We start from the raw sequence: 16,201 nt of genomic DNA on the forward strand, positions 1-16,201 counted from the left end.
TGCAACAGTAACAACAAAAGGAAACCTCTTATGTTTTCGAAAGCGGTACGCACATCACTCATTCTCGCCGCAACGCTTGCCAGCGCGACGGTGGTCGCTCAACATGCCTTCAATGATGCCGACAAAGCTGTTGAATACCGGCAAAAAGCACTTTCAGTCATGCAGAATAACTTTGCCTACATGGGCGATATGCTCAAAGGCGATATGCCCTTTGATTTGGCTATTTTCACCGAGCGTGCAGAAACCGTAGCAAAACTCGCGTCCGTGCCTTGGGTAGGGTTCTCTCAGGAAGGTGCGATGCCCGGCAATAACACCGATGCTCTGCCCGCTATCTGGGATAACTGGGATGACTTTCAGGACCGTGCTACGCAGCTGCAGGCCAATGCCGACAAGTTAGCCAGCGCGGCAAATTCAGGTGACCGGGGACAAATTCGCGATGCCTTTATGCAGACCGCAGATACCTGCAAAGGCTGTCACGACCAGTACAAGGATTAATCTGCTAGCCCCAGAAGTACCAGGCACTGGCGGCGATGACGGCTGCCAGCAGCCAACCCCAGATACTGTTATACAGGCGCGGGGCGCGATTTAACTCGCGCTTTCCGTGTAGCATTGCGGCAAGCAGGTTGGTGCCGCGCAACCAGTAAAAAACGATAGCTACCACGTGCACCGCGATAAGACCAAGTAGCAGGTTAAAGTTAAGCTTATGAATATCGGTCAGCTGCTCCTGCGTAGCGCTACTGACCAGACTTGCCAGCGGACCGGAGAAGAATATTTCATCAGTGGCAAAAAGTCCGGTACTTAGTTGAACGAACAGCACCAGCCACAGCGCCAGAACCGCCCAGCCGCCTGCGGGATTGTGTGATGTGCCAGGTTGGTAATCACCTTTTAGCAGGTCCTTAAAGTGCGAAATGACTGCTTTAGGCCCCCTGACAAAGGCGGAAAAACGGGCATTATGACTACCTGCAATCGCCCAGACCATACGCGCCACAAGTAGCGAACCAACACCTATCGCAGTGCGCAAGTGCCATTCCATGTAGCCATTCTCTGCGGTCCACCAGAGTACCGCAATACCAATAACCAGTAACCAGTGATAGCCGCGTACAAATGCGTCCCAAACTTTACTCATGCCCAATCTCCGTTGGCGAATATCGTTTTTGCGTTAAATTTGCTAGTGTTGTAGACCTAGTCATTACGGAGGAAAACCATGACGACTAAGCAAGTAAATGTAGTCATCGTCGATGACGATGTTATTTCACTCGAAGTCATGAAAGCAATGCTCGCTCACTTTCCGGACGCTAATGTGAAAACCGCTTTAACCGGACAGGAAGCTTTCGATTTGATTACCGAACAACGTCCCGATCTGGTGTTACTGGACCAGGAGCTACCTGATTTTAACGGCGTCGAACTCTATTGCAAAGTGCATGACACGCTGGGCGAAGCAACCCCTGTTACCGCAATGGTCTCCGGCCATAAACCGGAAGAATTTCAAGCTGAGTGTGAAGCCGCTGGCATAAACAAGCTACTTCAGAAACCGCTAGCGCCGGGCGACCTGGCTGAGTTGATGCGCATCGTCAGCACTGGCAAGTAAACGTTGACTATCTTCCAGGAACTTCTGTGAAAATTCGCCGAAATAGGCACTAACTTCGGCGAATTTCTCGACAAACTTCGATTTATCACCCTTTTCCAAAGTACCTAAACACTCATCGAAAGTAGCTAAGTAACGTCGCAGCATGGCAAAGTTTTCGGGGTGCGCAAGAATGATATCGGCATAGAGATCGGCATTTTGAGCAAATAACCTTCCCACCATCATGAGTTCAAGTCGATAGATAGGCGAGCTTAAATCGAGCAACTGCTGTAAGTCAGCGCGTTCTTCCGCCAGATGAGCGCCGTAAACAAAGGTTGATAAGTGCCGCATAACCTGAATAAAGCCCATAGCTTCATCATGTTGCGTAGCCGTCGTGGTATAGAGTTGCGCGCCCCAGCGCGATAAGGTATCGAGCAACCACTGGTAGTCCTGCGGTTGCCGACCTTCAGTGACAACGATCAGCTGCTTCGCCAGAGTTGCCACCTGAGGTCCGAACATAGGATGCAGCCCTACAACGGGTCCGTCGTGGTGATTCAACATGGCTTGCAGCGGTTGCTGTTTGACACTGGTAACATCCGCCAGAATACAATGTTTGGGTAACTCAGGTAAGTTGCTGATAACTGCTTCAGTGGTTGCGATCGGCACACTTACTAAAACCAGATCGGCTGCCTGGCAATAGCTTTCCGCCTGTTCCCAGTCATCCTGATCGAGACAATGAACTGTCGCGCCGGCTTCACGGAAGCGCTCAACGAATAAACCGCCTAACGCTCCTTTCCCCCCAACCACGACTATGGTCTTATCCTGCAAGTGCACGTCCGCAGCCTGCTGTTGCTGGTAGGATTCCCGGATGACCCGGCGCAGCACATCTTCGATAAGATCAGGCGACAAACCCACTGCACGCGCTTCGTCACGCCGCGCCGCCAGAAGCCTGGTTTCGCGTTCCGGCACATACAAGGGCTGACCTAGTGAACGCTTCACTACCCCTACTTCAGCTGCCAGTTGTTTACGACGCTGTAACAGATTTAGTAACGCGCTATCCGTCTCATCAATAGCTTCACGTAATTGCTGTAACCGTACATCTGAATTTTCGGCTGACGGATCGGACATGACCAGAACTCCTCGTTTGAACGCATAGGAGCATTGTGCCTGATTTTAGCCATAAAAAAACCCGCCATTGGCGGGTTTTTTCGGGTGCTTCTAAGCAAAAGCTTAAGACAGCTTCTCGCGGATACGTGCAGATTTACCTGAACGCTCACGCAAGTAGTAAAGCTTAGCACGACGTACCGCACCTTTACGCTTCACAACGATGCTGTCGATGATCGGGCTGTGTACCTGAAAAGTACGTTCAACGCCTTCACCATTTGACACTTTACGAACCGTCATTGCAGAGTGCAATCCACGGTTACGCTTGCCGATAACCACGCCTTCAAATGCCTGAACACGCTCACGGTTACCTTCAACAACCTTAACATTAACGACCACTGTATCACCGGGCGCGTAGTCCGGAAGGTCTTTCTTCATTTGTTCGTCTTCGACCGCTTTGATCAAATTGTGACTTACTTTTGCCATGTTAGCCTCACTTTCCCAGATTAACTACCCGCGTCAGACTCAGCTTGATACTGATGAATAAATTCATCGAGTAAAGCTTGCTGCTCGTCAGTCAGAGCTAGGTTATTTAACAATTCTGGACGTCGCAACCAGGTTCTACCAAGAGCCTGCTGTAAACGCCAGCGTCTAATTTTTTCGTGGTTACCACTTAACAAAACCTGTGGTACCGCCTCACCATCTAAATTTTCTGGCCGTGTGTAATGGGGACAATCGAGTAGACCAGCAGCAAACGAATCTTCTGTTGCTGAGTCCTGATGCCCGAGAACTCCGGGAATCAGCCGCGCCACACTGTCTATTAAAACCATTGCGGGCAACTCGCCACCACTTAACACGTAATCCCCAATCGACCATTCCTCATCAACGTGACGTGTAATAACACGTTCATCAATGCCTTCATAGCGACCGGCAATTAGGATCAACCTGTCATTTCCGGCGAGCTCGCGCACGCCCTCATGATCAAGTCTGCGACCCTGGGGTGATAAATAAATCACCTTGGTACTGGCTCCCAGTTGTTGTTTCGCGGCAGCAATCGCATCAGTCAGCGGTTGCACCATCATCAACATACCAGGCCCGCCACCATAAGGGCGGTCATCTACGGTACGATGTTTGTCGTGAGTAAAATCCCGCGGGTTAGTTAACGTTATGTCTAACAACCCATCGCGAACTGCTCTACCCGTAACACCGTTGTCGGAAATTGCCTGAAACATTTCAGGAAACAGCGTAATCACGCCCACCTGTAGTTTCGCAGCCATTAAAAGTCCGACGGCCAGTCCACAACAATGCGTTTATTCTCTTTGTCCACTGCTTGAATGTATTGACTCTGAATAAACGGAATCAAACGTTCAGAGCGACCAAATGCATCGTTGCTGTTCGCTTTAACCACCATCACATCATTGGATGCTGTGGCCATTAACTGGTCAACGACTCCCATGTTATAACCGTCAGTATTTACGACTGTCATACCAATCAAATCGCGCCAGTAAAACTCATCCTCTGGCAATTCAGGTAATTGCGCTGTGCTAATCACAATGTCGGCACCTGTTAACATGTGCGCAGCATCGCGATCCTCTACACCAGCTAATTTAGCAATCAGTCCTTTGTTATGCCGACGCCATTCATCGACAGTGACATCTTGCACTTTACCCTGTAAACGAATTTGCCAAGGGTGATAATCAAATATGGCTTCAACGTCGTCCGTGTAACTTTGAACCTTTATCCAGCCTTTTACCCCGTACACTGCGCCTAACTGGCCAACGACAACGTATTCAGCAGGATGATTCATAGCTACCTTTCAAATCGTCGATTAAGCTGCGCTACGCGCATCTTTTAAAAGCTTTGCTACACGCTCAGATAAAGTAGCGCCAGTACCAACCCAGTGGTCAACACGCTCTAAATCAACACGCAATTTTTCTTCCTGACCACGCGCTAGCGGGTTAAAGAAGCCTACATTTTCAATAAAACGACCGTCGCGGGCATTGCGACTGTCGGTTACTACCATTTGGTAGAATGGGCGCTTTTTGGCGCCGCCGCGTTGTAAACGAATGGTTACCATTACGTTCCTCGATACAGTTTTTAATGTTAAGTAAATAGAAAAACCTCCGACCGTGGTCGAAGAGCCCGGCAATTCTACCGATTTTTCTGTCGAATGCAAGTATTCTCTAGCGTTTAGGGAACATGCCTGGTGGCATTTTGCCACCCATTCCACCCATGCTTCGCATCATTTTCGCCATGCCGCCGCCTTTCATTTTCTTCATCATTTTTTGCATCTGCAAAAACTGCTTCAGTAATTTGTTGACGTCTTGCACCTGAGTGCCTGAACCAGCGGCGATACGACGTTTGCGTGAGCCTTTAATAAGATCCGGGTAGTCTCTTTCTTTGGGAGTCATTGAACTAATGATCGCTTCCATGCGGACGGTCATTTTATCGTCCAGCTGCCCTTTCATCTGCGAGGTCATCTTGCCCATACCTGGCATCTTGTCCATCAAGCCCATCATACCGCCCATGTCACGCATTTGCGCCAGCTGCTCACGAAAGTCTTCAAGGGAGAACTTGCCTTCCTTCATGACTTTCTTCGCAACTTTTTCGGCTTTGCTGCGATCAACTTTCTGTTCCAGCTCGTCGATCAGCGACATCACATCGCCCATGCCCAATATGCGCGACGCAACTCGTTCCGGATGGAAAGGTTCAAGTGCGTTGTTTTTTTCGCCCACACCTAAAAATTTGATCGGTTTGCCGGTGATATGGCGGATCGACAGAGCCGCACCACCCCGCGCGTCACCGTCGGTTTTGGTAAGAATGACACCCGTCAGTGGTAAGGCTTCATTAAAGGCTTTCGCTGTGTTCGCCGCATCTTGTCCGGTCATGGCATCCACCACAAACAGGGTTTCGATCGGCTTAATCGCGCGATGTAAGTCTTTAATTTCAGCCATCATGGCTTCATCAATCGCCGTACGACCGGCCGTATCGACTAATACCACGTCAATGAATTTCTTGCGGGCGTGACTGATCGCAGCTTCTGCAATCGCCACCGGCTTCTGATCAGTAGACGACGGGAAAAATTCAACCTCGACTTCCTGGGCCAAAGTTTCCAGCTGCTTGATCGCAGCAGGACGGTAAACGTCGGCAGAAACCACTAATACTTTCTTTTTCTCGCGTTCACGTAAAAACCGGGCCAGTTTACCAACACTGGTAGTTTTACCTGCACCCTGTAAACCAGCCAACAAAATAACCGCTGGCGGCTGAGTAGCGAGATTAAGGGGTACATTACCCTCACCCATAGCATGCTCGAGTTCCTGCTGTACAATTTTCAGGAACACCTGGCCTGGGGTCAGGCTTTTGTTTACCTCGGTACCGACGGCGCGCTCTTTCACCCGTTTTATAAAGTCACGCACCACGGGCAGCGCAACATCAGCCTCCAATAAGGCCATACGCACTTCGCGCAGGGTGTCTTTGATATTGTCATCGGTAAGCCGGCCGCGGCCGGTAATATTTTTCAATGACTGCGACAAGCGGTCGCTTAAATTTTCAAACATGGGATACTGTCCATCTACTGCTAGCTGACAATGATAGTGTGTCGAGTATATCGTAAATCAAGCAAAATTTCCCAACCCTATTGGGTTTCGTTACGACAATGCATATACTTGAGCAACAATCTCAGGAAGTTAGAAAAACTTAATTTTTGGGAACCGACATGCTGAGCCTTCTTGTTCTAACTCTGCTTCTCTATATTGCCAGTACTACCGTGATGTGGCGGCAGTTGGCCATTGCTGGTGCGCCGCAAAAATTATCCTGGGCGATCGCGTCGGCAGCGGTGATCAGCCATGGCTTTTTGCTGTGGGTTTACCTTGCTGGTGACGACTTCGATCATCTGAACGTCGCGAGTAGCCTCAGTGTCGTTGCATTTCTACTTGCTTTGATTTCGTTGATCAGCATAAAGCGTAATAGCGGCCTGGTGTTGCGCCCTGTTATCTACCTGTTTGCGGCTATCAGCTGTATTATCTTGTGGTTGAGTCCTGCCAGCTGGGGCGCAACTATTGCGGAAACCCATGGCTTAGTGATTCATATTGTCCTGAGTCTACTTGCTTACGCAATTCTCATGTTAGCGACCTTGTACGCGGTACAGTTGCTCTACCTCACCTATCTGTTGAAAAATCATCGCATGAACGCTTTGGCCAGCTACCTGCCGCCATTGATGGTAGTCGAGAGTTATTTTTTCCGCTTATTGAGCACCGGCACACTGCTGCTGTTCATCGCCATTGGTAGCGGCTTCGTGTTTCTCAATGATATGTTCGCCCAGGGCCAGTCACATAAAACTTTATTAAGCTCCGTCGCTGCGATCATCTACCTCAGCGTAGTTTTATTGCATGGTGTATCAAATATCCGCGGTCGCAGCCTCGTCATTGCTAGTGTTATTGCTAGCATCATTCTTAGTTTGGGCTACTTCGGTAGTCGTTTTGTCCGCGATGTACTATTGAGCTAATCACGGATAAGGCAAGAAAAATCCTTGTCAAACTTGACTTGTCTGCCGCGCTCATTAAATTAGGCATTCACGTATTAAAAATAGGTAACCTTCTTGGACGAAATAGCCACATCGACCCTGTTAATGATTTTGGGTCTATTACTGTTTCTCTCGGCGTACTTTTCAGGATCGGAAACTGGCATGATGTCAGTTAACCGTTATCGCTTACGCCATCTCTCACAACAAGATCATGCAGGTGCAAAGCGCGTCCAATATTTATTGGATCGCCCGGACCGCTTGATCGGCTTGATTCTAATCGGCAATAACCTGGTCAATATTGCAGCTTCTGCAATCGCAACGGTGCTCTGTATTCGCTGGTTTGGCGATGCAGGAATTGTTGTCGCCACCTTTGCGCTGACGCTGGTGGTGCTCATTTTTGCCGAAGTGACGCCAAAAACCATTGCCGCGTTACATCCGGAACGGGTGGCATTTCCCAGCTCCATTATTCTGAAACCTTTACTTACCTTAATGTATCCGTTCGTCGCCTCGATAAACTTTATCACTAACGGCTTCATGCGCTTACTCGGGATCAACCCAAACACCACCCTGGGTCAGGATGCTTTAAGTTCTGAAGAATTACGCACGGTCGTGAACGAAGCGCAGTCGATGATTCCCAGCAGTCACCAGGATATGCTGCTGAGTATTCTTGATTTGGAAAAAGTCACCGTCGAAGACGTAATGATTCCGCGCGCGGATATCAGTGGCATTGACGTACAAAACGACATTAAATTGATCATCAAACAACTGTCGCAAGCGCAATATACACGTTTGCTGTTGTACCGGAACGAGATTGACGATGCAATTGGCTTTTTACACGCCCGTGACATTATGCAAATCGTTACCAAAACCAGCGGTGATGCCGATAAAGCTGAGCTTATTCGCGCCGCACGTGAAATCTACTACATCCCCGAGGGTACTCCGCTTAATGTGCAACTGTTGAAATTCCAGCACAACAAAGAGCGGATCGGTCTGGTGGTTGATGAATACGGTGACATCCAGGGATTGGTTACACTGGAAGATATTCTGGAAGAGATCGTCGGTGATTTTACTACCAACATCACTCCGACCCCGAGTGAGTCAGTGAGTCCTCAGGAAGACGGCTCGATCATTGTTGAGGGGAACGCCAATATTCGCGAGCTGAACAAAGAGTTAAACTGGGAATTACCTACTGATGGCCCGAAAACCGTTAGCGGTTTGATCATTGAGTTGCTCGGCGATATCCCACAATATCCGCTTTGTATGCGTATCGAAGGTTATGCTCTGGAGATTCTGGAAAGTAGCGAAAGTATGGTGAAACAAATTCGCTTTTTGCCCAGCGAGTCACGTCACCTGGAGCAACAAAACCTGTTTAGCTGAACCTGACCTTTGGCTTAACCAAAGAACAACCGCCAGAACCAGCCCCGTTTGAGCTCATCTTCACAACTGCGTAATTGCGCGCCGTAAGTTGCGGCGCGTTGTTTCACCCGCTCTGCGGTAGACATCAACCAGGCTTTCGAGCGATACGTCTGGCGTTGATACCCACCCCAGCCTTCATGGTAATTTAAATATTGGCCATAAGCGTCCCACTTCGAGACGCCGTTAATCCGATGGCTTTTATTAATAAACCACCCCATGAAATCAAGCGCATCAGCAAAAGAATCACGCGATGCCCAACTGTTGCCCGTCTCACGTTCGTAGTCATCCCAGGTTGGGGTTTTCGCCTGAGAATAGCCGTATGCACTGCTCACCCGGCCCCAGGGAATAATCCACAACAAGTAATCTCGTGGCGGCACAGCATCGTGTTTAAATGAACTTTCCTGATACATCATCGCCATGGGGACCTGTATAGGTACGCCCCACTTATCGCGCATTTGCGCAGCAGCGTCGTACCAATCGCGTTTCTCGTAAAAGATTTCGCACAAATCGTCAGGTTGCTTCGGCGGAGCTGAAGCACAGCCAACTAAGGTCACCAGTATGCAGCCTGAGAGTACGGCCTTTAGCTTTAGCGTCATGACTTGGCGCATTCCGCCGCGGTACAACGCGCTTTTTCAAAGTAAGTCGCTAAATAGTCATCGAATGAGGTCCCTGCTTCGGCTTGCTCACGTGCTTCTTGCTCGGCAATGGAGGCATCCCGCCACGCGACAAAATCAGCTTCAGAAAAGTACCGCAAAGGCTGATCCAGTTGTTTTTTGTACTCTTTCGCCAGACGCAGTCCAAGGTGACTATTATCGAGGTTTTCTTCACGCAAGATGCGCAGCATTTGTCCGGAAAGCGTTAACTCCGGATTTAATACCATTTGATAGTGCTCTGCTACGGTTTGCTGATAGTGCGCCTGGCCATCGGCATCAAGAAACTTTGCGATATCGTGTAAATCCGCAAAGAGTTCTTCCAGCCAATCTGCAATCGGTCGGTCATGCCCCTGATCGTTCAAACTCAAACGCGGGTCGCGGCCATCCAGCACAACTTTTGTGAAATTGCGCTCAGTAATCTGTTGCTCTTCCCAGCTCAATTCGGGGCTATCATTTAGCAAGCACTGTAACAACAGCAAATCGAGCATACGGATTTGCGCTTCTGTGATACCGATAGGACTAAATGGGTTTACATCCAGTGCCCGCACTTCAATATACTCAACGCCACCGCGTTCCAGCGCCTGAGTTGGCGTTTCGCCGCTTTTAGTGACACGTTTCGGCCGGATCGGTGAATAGAATTCATTCTCGATCTGTAAAATGTTGGCGTTCAGTTGGCGATAATCAGCTTCGCCATTGGCACCAACTTCTTTCACGCCGATTTTAGCAAAACGCTGTGACGGCGTGGTGATGGCACGGCGTAATCGCGATACGTAATCCTGTAAAGAATTATAGGTAATCTGCAGATCAGCTTGCTCTTTATTGGTATAGCCCAGATCACTCATCCGCAGAGCCGTGCCAAACTCACGATACACCGTACCTTTGCCGAGCTTCTTTAACTCCATCGCACCATCAGTGTGTTCTAAAAACGACTGACAGATTGCCGGTGACGCGCCAAATAAATAAGGTATTACCCAGCAAAGTCGTTTGTAATTACGGATTAAACCAAAGTACCGGCTCGAGATGTACTCGGCGCTTAATTCTTCACCATCCTGCGCTGCAAGAGCTTCCCACATAGCCTGCGGAATAGAAAAATTAAAATGCACGCCAGAAATAATTTGCATGCCACCACCATAGCGGTAGGTTAATCCCTGACGATAAAGATTCTTCATCCGGCCACTATGAGAGTGGCCATAACGCGCAATATGAATGTCACCGGCATCGCCGACAAAACACGGCATGCTTAACGGCCACATCAATTCATCGCCCAAATAACGATAGGTATAGCTGTGAATATCGGTGAGCTGGTCAAGGGTGACCTGAACATCAGTTGCCACTGGAGTAATAAACTCCAACAGCATCTCAGCATAGTCCGTCGTAATATGCGGATGGGTCAGCGTTTTACCTAACTCAGGAGGATGCCCCGTAGCGGCAAGCTTGCCCGTCGGGGTGATGCGCAGACACTCACGCTCAATGCCGCGCTGAAAACCCCGCAGCTCAGTTTGATTCGGAAGTGTTTTAAAGTGCTCAAGTGTATTCAACAGCGATTTCTGCAAACTGGTTCCTGCCTGTTACAACTTCTGCATTAGATGATGCAAAGCTTACTGTTTATCAGTGGCTACGTCCATGATCCGGGTATAATTACACAGCATTTACCTACTTGGCGAATGTACCATTGCATGGCATCATGAAGCTATTCTTAAATCCCGCATAATCGACCATGGTAGCAGACGAAATGGCGTCGGAAAAAAAACCGCCCAGTACCGAGCAACTCCGAGACCTTGCCGATATGGAGCAGGCAATTGCCGCTGCCAAAGCCGCCAATGAAGCTAAAAGTGAATTTCTGGCGAATATGAGCCATGAAATCCGTACCCCCATCAACGCCATTTTGGGGATGACACAATTATGTCTTAAAACCGAACTCGATAACAAGCAACGTGGCTACCTGAAATCCATCGAAAGTTCCTCGAAAATTTTACTCGGCATTATTAATGACCTGCTCGATTTCTCTAAGCTGGAAGCAGACAAACTCACGATCGAAAAAATCCCGTTTGATTTAGAGGAAGTCTTGCGCAATCTTGCCGACCTCTTCGCTTACCGGGCGCACGATAAAAACCTCGAGTTCATCATTCAGTTACCACCTAATTTACCGACCCGCCTCATCGGTGACCCGTTGCGCCTGAATCAGGTGCTGGTGAATCTGGTTAGTAATGCCATTAAATTTACCGAACATGGTGAAGTCGTGGTGGCAGTTACTAAACTCGATGAAACCGACAGTCATCTGTATCTCCGGCTATCGGTGACCGACACCGGCATCGGCATGGATGAAGAGCAGCGCCACCGTTTATTTCAGGCCTTTACCCAGGCCGACACCTCAACGACACGCAAATACGGCGGCACCGGTCTCGGCCTGGCCATTAGCCAGCGCATTGTAAAATTAATGAACGAACACGGTATAGGGGTCGTCAGTAGTAAAGGCCAGGGCACTACTTTCTTCATTGAATTGCAGCTGCCATTGCAGCAGCCAAGGCAGCAACGTATTCCCGAGCAAGTGCTAACGGCGCTGGTCGGCAAACGGGTTCTTATTGTGGAAGATAACCTGACCACACGAGAAATGCTGAATGATATGTTACGCAGTATCCAGTTACAGGTGACGAGTTTGCGTACCGCCGAAGATGCCCTGCAGTCACTGCAGCAGCAGTCTTTCGACGTCTGCATTGTAGACTGGCAGCTACCCGGTATGAGCGGACTCGAGCTTTGCACCAAAATACAGGCTAGTGATGAGGCACCTGCCTGCATCCTGGCAACCAGCTACCACGCCAGTGAACTCATTGAACGCGCAAAGCAAATTGGTGTGAAGGAACAGTTACTTAAACCTTATACCAGCAATACCGTCATTCGCGCGTTAGCTTCGGTGTTTGCGTTGCAACCATCAGCGCCCGCAGAGGATGCGGAACAGCCACTTGATGGCTTATCAGGCACCCGCGTGCTGCTGGTCGAAGATAATGACATCAACCAGCATATTGCCAAAGAAATGCTCGAGCATTTAGGCCTGCAGGTCGAGTTAGCAACCAACGGAGAAGAAGCACTTGCTTTAGTTGAGCGCAATGATTTTGGTCTGGTGCTCATGGATATCCAGATGCCAATTATGGATGGCTATACCGCAGCACGGGCCATTCGGGCGCATTATTCTTATGAGCAGCTGCCAATTATCGCGATGACCGCGAATAATGCCAACGAAGACATCGAAAAATCGCTGGCAGCGGGAATGCAAGATCATCTTGGCAAACCCATAGACGAAAACAAATTACGTCAGGCGGTAGAAAAATGGTGCCGCCGCGACTGCAAGAAAGACTCTGACGAACGATTAAGCGAGACCAGAACACAACCGCAGGTTCGCTACCCGACTCACCACGATATCGACTTTCAGAGCTCTATGGAGCGTTTAAACCACAATGTCGAACTCTACGTGCAACTGGTAGAACGCTTAAAGGAAAGTTATAACGAGGCACCATTAAAAATTGTCGACTTCATGAGCAAAGGCCAGCATGATCAAGCGCGACGCTATTTCCACACGCTGAAAGGCTCTGCTGCTAATCTTGGACTGCTCGGGGTGGAACGTCTTGCTACGCAACTTGAAGAGGCAATGAAACGTGCTGAACATGATAAGGTAGCGGACCACATTACGCGGCTAGCGCCAATGCTGCAGCAGGCTGCACTGGCAGCCTCTGATCTCAAGTTGTGGGTTGAACGGCAACCTTAAACCAGGTAGAAAATTATGATTCGCTTTTTATTTCTGATTCCAATTGTTTTATGCGTGCTCTGGTGGGTTTATCTGAGTGCTAATGGTCATAGCTTCAGGGACGGTCGCAAAGGTTTTATTTACATTTTGATTGTCAGTGCGTTTATTGCCATCGTCTACAGCTTACTGCTATGGATAACAGGACGTCAGTTCTGATACTGACGTCCATTTTCGGGCAATTAGCTCCGGCAGTTACGCCAGGCAGTTACCCTACTAAAGCTAACAGAATACCGGCCGCTACCGCGGAGCCAAGCACCCCAGCGACGTTCGGTCCCATGGCGTGCATCAGCAGAAAATTATTCTGATTAGCTTCCAGGCCAACTTTGTTAACGACCCGGGCGGCCATTGGCACCGCAGAAACACCGGCAGCACCTATTAATGGATTAATTGGTGATTTACTGAATTTAGCCATCAGCTTGGCCATCAACACACCTGAGGCGGTACCGATACTGAAGGCCACTGCGCCAAGCGCTAATATTCCAACTGTCTGCAAGCTAAGGAACTCACTGGCTGACAACTTCGAGCCCACCGCCAGACCAAGAAAGATAGTTACAATATTAATAAGCTCATTCTGGGCTGTCTTACTCAAGCGTTCAACAACGCCCGATTCGCGCATTAAGTTACCCAGACAGAACATGCCTACCAGTGGCGTTGCCGTCGGCAAAAACAGTAACGTCAGAAACAACACCGCCAACGGAAACAAAATCTTTTCGCGACGTCCGACCGGACGTAATTGTTCCATCTTCACCGCGCGCTCTTCCTTGGTCGTCAAGAGGCGCATGATGGGCGGTTGAATAATAGGTACTAAAGCCATATAGGAATAGGCAGCGACCGCTATTGCACCGAGTAGATCAGGACTTAACTTAGATGCCAGAAAGATGGCTGTCGGACCGTCAGCGCCGCCAATAATGGCGATTGCTGAGGCGTCCTGCATAGAGAATTCAAACCCGGGTAAACCGTTAAGCGCAATGGCTCCCAGCAACGTCGCAAAAATACCAAACTGCGCTGCTGCGCCTAACAGCAGTGTGCGGGGATTTGCCAATAAGGGACCAAAGTCCGTCATTGCCCCAACACCCATAAAAATCAACAGCGGAAAGACGCCGGTATCAATACCCACTACGTAGATGTAATAAAGAATTCCGCCCGGGTCATTGAGTCCGGCAAGGGGTATATTTGCTAAAATCGCGCCAAATCCAATTGGCAGTAGCAGCAGGGGTTCAAACTTTTTACGAATTGCCAGATAAAGCAATAATGCGCCGACCAGCATCATGCCTGCCTGGCCCCAGGTAAAAGCTGCTAGCGCGGTACTTTCCCATAAGGTTAGCCAACGATCCATGTCACCATTACTCCAATTCTATTAAAACGTCACCGACGGCAACGCTGTCACCTTCACGGGCGTGGACCTGCGCCACAACCCCTGCCCGATCTGCTTTAATATCGGTTTCCATCTTCATCGCCTCGACGATGATAAGAACCTCGCCTTCCGCCACTTCCTGACCCGGCTTCACTAGAACTTTAAATACGTTACCGGCCAGGGGTGCAGTGACGGGTTCGCCCTCACCGGAACTCGAACCGCTGCTTGCTTCTTCGCTGTCCGAAGTTTCAGTTGAACTAACCTCGCCTGCAGGGCCCACTTCTACGGTGAACGACTTGCCATCAACTTTCACTTTGTAGGTGGCTTTACCACCTTTGGCAGGTGTCGCTGGCTGCGCTTTTGCATTGGCTTCTGGTGGAGTTTCCGACTCAGCTTGCGGCTCCGGTTCAAAGGCATCCGGGTTATCACGGTTGGCGAGAAACTTTAAGCCAATCTGAGGGAACAATGCGTAAGTTAAGACATCGTCAACTTCATTTTCGGCGATTCGTAACGACTTCTCTTTCGCATGTTCACGGAGTTCCTCGGTGAGCTTATCCATTTCATCATCAATTAAATCGGCCGGACGGACAGTAATAGGTTCGTCACCGTCAAGCACCTTAGCCTGCAACTCTTTGTTGACTGGCGCTGCGGTAGCACCATATTCACCCCGCAGCACACCTTTCGTTTCCTTCGAAATGGATTTGTAGCGCTCACCACTTAAGACATTCATTACCGCCTGAGTTCCGACAATCTGAGAGGTCGGTGTTACCAGCGGAATAAATCCAAGATCTTCGCGGACGCGCGGAATTTCATCGAGAACTTCGTCAAACTTATCTGCTGCGCCTTGTTCGCGCAGCTGATTTTCCATATTGGTCAACATGCCGCCAGGCACTTGCGCCAGCAAGATGCGGGCGTCAACGCCCTTTAACGAGCCTTCAAATTGCGCGTACTTCTTACGTACTTCACGGAAATAGCTGGCGATCTCTGTCAACTGTTCAAGATCCAGCCCAGTATCACGATCCGTATTCTCGGTCATTGCAACCAGGGTTTCTGTCGCTGAATGACCATAAGTCATGCTCATTGAGGAAATTGCGGTATCGAGCATATCAATACCTGCATCAATCGCTTTCTGATAGGTCGCAGTACTTAATCCCGTGGTCGCATGACATTGCATTGCAATCGGCAAGCCTGTGGCTTCTTTTAAGCCGGTAATCAAGTCATAAGCCGCTTGTGGACGCAGCAGTCCGGCCATATCTTTGATGCACAGTGAGTCACAGCCTAAATCGGCAAGCTCCTTACCCATTTCCAACCATTTTTCGAGGGTATGTACAGGACTAATGGTATAAGCCATTGTGCCCTGCGCGTGACCTTCAACATCTTTGGTTGCTTTGATTGCAGTCTCGAGATTACGGACATCGTTCATGGCATCGAAAATACGGAAAACATCAACTCCGTTTTCCTTGGCGCGTTCGACAAAACGACGCACAACATCATCGGCATAGTGCCGGTAACCTAATAAATTCTGTCCCCGCAGTAGCATTTGCTGCGGCGTCTTTGGCATCGCTTTCTTTAATTCCCGGATGCGTTCCCAGGGGTCTTCACCCAGATAACGAATGCAGGAATCAAAGGTTGCCCCGCCCCAGGATTCCATCGACCAATACCCCACATTATCGAGCTGCTCGGCAATCGGTAACATATCGTCCAGCCGCATGCGGGTTGCTAATAGCGATTGATGCGCATCGCGCAAAACGAGTTCGGTCAACTTTAATGGTTTTGTCATCCTTGGGCT

Annotated in this window: 17 protein-coding genes; 6 read left to right on the forward strand and 11 right to left on the reverse strand. The window is 49.4% G+C overall.

Annotated elements, in window-relative coordinates:
* Positions 1-30 precede the first annotated feature (30 nt).
* Complete coding sequence (locus CWI69_RS05385; RefSeq protein ID WP_126762568.1) at positions 31-495, forward strand: c-type cytochrome; 465 nt, start codon at positions 31-33, stop codon at positions 493-495.
* A 4-nt stretch (positions 496-499) separates the two neighbouring features.
* Here CWI69_RS05385 and CWI69_RS05390 read toward each other — a convergent pair whose 3' ends face one another.
* On the reverse strand, positions 500-1,126 hold the full coding sequence (locus CWI69_RS05390) for a cytochrome b/b6 domain-containing protein (RefSeq protein ID WP_126762569.1): 627 nt from the start codon (positions 1,124-1,126) through the stop codon (positions 500-502).
* A gap of 78 nt (positions 1,127-1,204) precedes the next feature.
* Between CWI69_RS05390 and CWI69_RS05395 the strand changes: the two genes are divergently transcribed.
* Complete coding sequence (locus CWI69_RS05395) at positions 1,205-1,588, forward strand: response regulator (protein WP_126762570.1); 384 nt, start codon at positions 1,205-1,207, stop codon at positions 1,586-1,588.
* Here CWI69_RS05395 and tyrA read toward each other — a convergent pair.
* From tyrA to ffh, 6 genes are all read right to left on the reverse strand, one after another.
* Complete coding sequence (gene tyrA / locus CWI69_RS05400) at positions 1,535-2,692, reverse strand: bifunctional chorismate mutase/prephenate dehydrogenase (RefSeq protein WP_126762571.1); 1,158 nt, start codon at positions 2,690-2,692, stop codon at positions 1,535-1,537. The two genes, CWI69_RS05395 and tyrA, sit on opposite strands and share 54 nt — an antisense overlap.
* Positions 2,693-2,794: 102 nt before the next feature.
* The gene (gene rplS, locus CWI69_RS05405; RefSeq protein ID WP_126762572.1) at positions 2,795-3,154 is read right to left on the reverse strand and encodes a 50S ribosomal protein L19; all 360 of its coding nucleotides are present in this window, start codon (positions 3,152-3,154) and stop codon (positions 2,795-2,797) included.
* 20 nt (positions 3,155-3,174) lie between these two features.
* Positions 3,175-3,945, reverse strand: coding sequence for a tRNA (guanosine(37)-N1)-methyltransferase TrmD (trmD, locus tag CWI69_RS05410; RefSeq protein WP_126762574.1), 771 nt, complete (start codon positions 3,943-3,945; stop codon positions 3,175-3,177).
* Positions 3,945-4,475, reverse strand: a complete 531-nt coding sequence (rimM, locus tag CWI69_RS05415) for a ribosome maturation factor RimM (RefSeq protein ID WP_126762576.1) — start codon at positions 4,473-4,475, stop codon at positions 3,945-3,947. Before rimM ends, trmD begins: the two co-directional genes overlap by 1 nt.
* Positions 4,476-4,496: 21 nt before the next feature.
* Positions 4,497-4,745 carry a 30S ribosomal protein S16 gene (gene rpsP, locus CWI69_RS05420; protein ID WP_126762578.1) on the reverse strand — a complete coding sequence of 83 codons (249 nt, stop codon included), beginning with the start codon at positions 4,743-4,745 and terminating at the stop codon, positions 4,497-4,499.
* A gap of 106 nt (positions 4,746-4,851) precedes the next feature.
* The gene (gene ffh, locus CWI69_RS05425; RefSeq protein WP_126762580.1) at positions 4,852-6,225 is read right to left on the reverse strand and encodes a signal recognition particle protein; all 1,374 of its coding nucleotides are present in this window, start codon (positions 6,223-6,225) and stop codon (positions 4,852-4,854) included.
* A gap of 158 nt (positions 6,226-6,383) precedes the next feature.
* Between ffh and CWI69_RS05430 the strand changes: the two genes are divergently transcribed.
* Together CWI69_RS05430 and CWI69_RS05435 are read left to right on the forward strand one after the other, a co-directional pair.
* Positions 6,384-7,172 carry a cytochrome C assembly family protein gene (locus tag CWI69_RS05430; protein WP_126762582.1) on the forward strand — a complete coding sequence of 263 codons (789 nt, stop codon included), beginning with the start codon at positions 6,384-6,386 and terminating at the stop codon, positions 7,170-7,172.
* A gap of 93 nt (positions 7,173-7,265) precedes the next feature.
* Positions 7,266-8,567 (forward strand): HlyC/CorC family transporter, encoded by a 1,302-nt coding sequence (locus CWI69_RS05435; RefSeq protein ID WP_126762584.1) that lies wholly within the window; start codon positions 7,266-7,268, stop codon positions 8,565-8,567.
* A gap of 14 nt (positions 8,568-8,581) precedes the next feature.
* Here CWI69_RS05435 and CWI69_RS05440 read toward each other — a convergent pair whose 3' ends face one another.
* Positions 8,582-9,202: a transglycosylase SLT domain-containing protein gene (locus CWI69_RS05440; RefSeq protein ID WP_241971035.1), complete on the reverse strand. Its 621-nt coding sequence runs from the start codon at positions 9,200-9,202 to the stop codon at positions 8,582-8,584.
* Complete coding sequence (gshA, locus tag CWI69_RS05445) at positions 9,199-10,812, reverse strand: glutamate--cysteine ligase (RefSeq protein ID WP_126762587.1); 1,614 nt, start codon at positions 10,810-10,812, stop codon at positions 9,199-9,201. The genes CWI69_RS05440 and gshA overlap by 4 nt, the downstream gene beginning before the upstream one ends.
* Before the next feature lie 179 nt (positions 10,813-10,991).
* Here gshA and CWI69_RS05450 point away from each other — a divergent pair, with 179 nt between their 5' ends.
* Complete coding sequence (locus tag CWI69_RS05450) at positions 10,992-13,019, forward strand: response regulator (RefSeq protein ID WP_198678891.1); 2,028 nt, start codon at positions 10,992-10,994, stop codon at positions 13,017-13,019.
* Between the two features lie 15 nt (positions 13,020-13,034).
* Positions 13,035-13,214 (forward strand): hypothetical protein, encoded by a 180-nt coding sequence (locus tag CWI69_RS05455; protein WP_126762589.1) that lies wholly within the window; start codon positions 13,035-13,037, stop codon positions 13,212-13,214.
* Positions 13,215-13,263: 49 nt separating this feature from the next.
* Here CWI69_RS05455 and CWI69_RS05460 read toward each other — a convergent pair whose 3' ends face one another.
* Both CWI69_RS05460 and oadA read right to left on the reverse strand, forming a co-directional pair.
* Positions 13,264-14,394: a sodium ion-translocating decarboxylase subunit beta gene (locus CWI69_RS05460; protein ID WP_126762590.1), complete on the reverse strand. Its 1,131-nt coding sequence runs from the start codon at positions 14,392-14,394 to the stop codon at positions 13,264-13,266.
* A 7-nt stretch (positions 14,395-14,401) separates the two neighbouring features.
* Positions 14,402-16,192: a sodium-extruding oxaloacetate decarboxylase subunit alpha gene (oadA, locus tag CWI69_RS05465; protein WP_126762591.1), complete on the reverse strand. Its 1,791-nt coding sequence runs from the start codon at positions 16,190-16,192 to the stop codon at positions 14,402-14,404.
* Between the last annotated feature and the right edge of the window lie 9 nt (positions 16,193-16,201).

Source organism: Pseudidiomarina halophila (assembly GCF_003987215.1).
GTDB classification, from domain to species: Bacteria; Pseudomonadota; Gammaproteobacteria; order Enterobacterales; family Alteromonadaceae; genus Pseudidiomarina; species Pseudidiomarina halophila.

Excerpts from the sequence above, each read along its gene's own strand:
- CWI69_RS05385 (WP_126762568.1), top strand. The coding sequence starts at position 31 with ATGTTTTCGAAAGCGGTACGCACATCACTCATTCTCGCCGCAACGCTT.
- CWI69_RS05390 (WP_126762569.1), bottom strand. The coding sequence starts at position 1,126 with ATGAGTAAAGTTTGGGACGCATTTGTACGCGGCTATCACTGGTTACTG.
- CWI69_RS05395 (WP_126762570.1), top strand. The coding sequence starts at position 1,205 with ATGACGACTAAGCAAGTAAATGTAGTCATCGTCGATGACGATGTTATT.
- tyrA (WP_126762571.1), bottom strand. The coding sequence starts at position 2,692 with ATGTCCGATCCGTCAGCCGAAAATTCAGATGTACGGTTACAGCAATTA.
- rplS (WP_126762572.1), bottom strand. The coding sequence starts at position 3,154 with ATGGCAAAAGTAAGTCACAATTTGATCAAAGCGGTCGAAGACGAACAA.
- trmD (WP_126762574.1), bottom strand. The coding sequence starts at position 3,945 with ATGGCTGCGAAACTACAGGTGGGCGTGATTACGCTGTTTCCTGAAATG.
- rimM (WP_126762576.1), bottom strand. The coding sequence starts at position 4,475 with ATGAATCATCCTGCTGAATACGTTGTCGTTGGCCAGTTAGGCGCAGTG.
- rpsP (WP_126762578.1), bottom strand. The coding sequence starts at position 4,745 with ATGGTAACCATTCGTTTACAACGCGGCGGCGCCAAAAAGCGCCCATTC.
- ffh (WP_126762580.1), bottom strand. The coding sequence starts at position 6,225 with ATGTTTGAAAATTTAAGCGACCGCTTGTCGCAGTCATTGAAAAATATT.
- CWI69_RS05430 (WP_126762582.1), top strand. The coding sequence starts at position 6,384 with ATGCTGAGCCTTCTTGTTCTAACTCTGCTTCTCTATATTGCCAGTACT.
- CWI69_RS05440 (WP_241971035.1), bottom strand. The coding sequence starts at position 9,202 with ATGACGCTAAAGCTAAAGGCCGTACTCTCAGGCTGCATACTGGTGACC.
- CWI69_RS05450 (WP_198678891.1), top strand. The coding sequence starts at position 10,992 with ATGGCGTCGGAAAAAAAACCGCCCAGTACCGAGCAACTCCGAGACCTT.
- CWI69_RS05455 (WP_126762589.1), top strand. The coding sequence starts at position 13,035 with ATGATTCGCTTTTTATTTCTGATTCCAATTGTTTTATGCGTGCTCTGG.
- CWI69_RS05460 (WP_126762590.1), bottom strand. The coding sequence starts at position 14,394 with ATGGATCGTTGGCTAACCTTATGGGAAAGTACCGCGCTAGCAGCTTTT.
- oadA (WP_126762591.1), bottom strand. The coding sequence starts at position 16,192 with ATGACAAAACCATTAAAGTTGACCGAACTCGTTTTGCGCGATGCGCAT.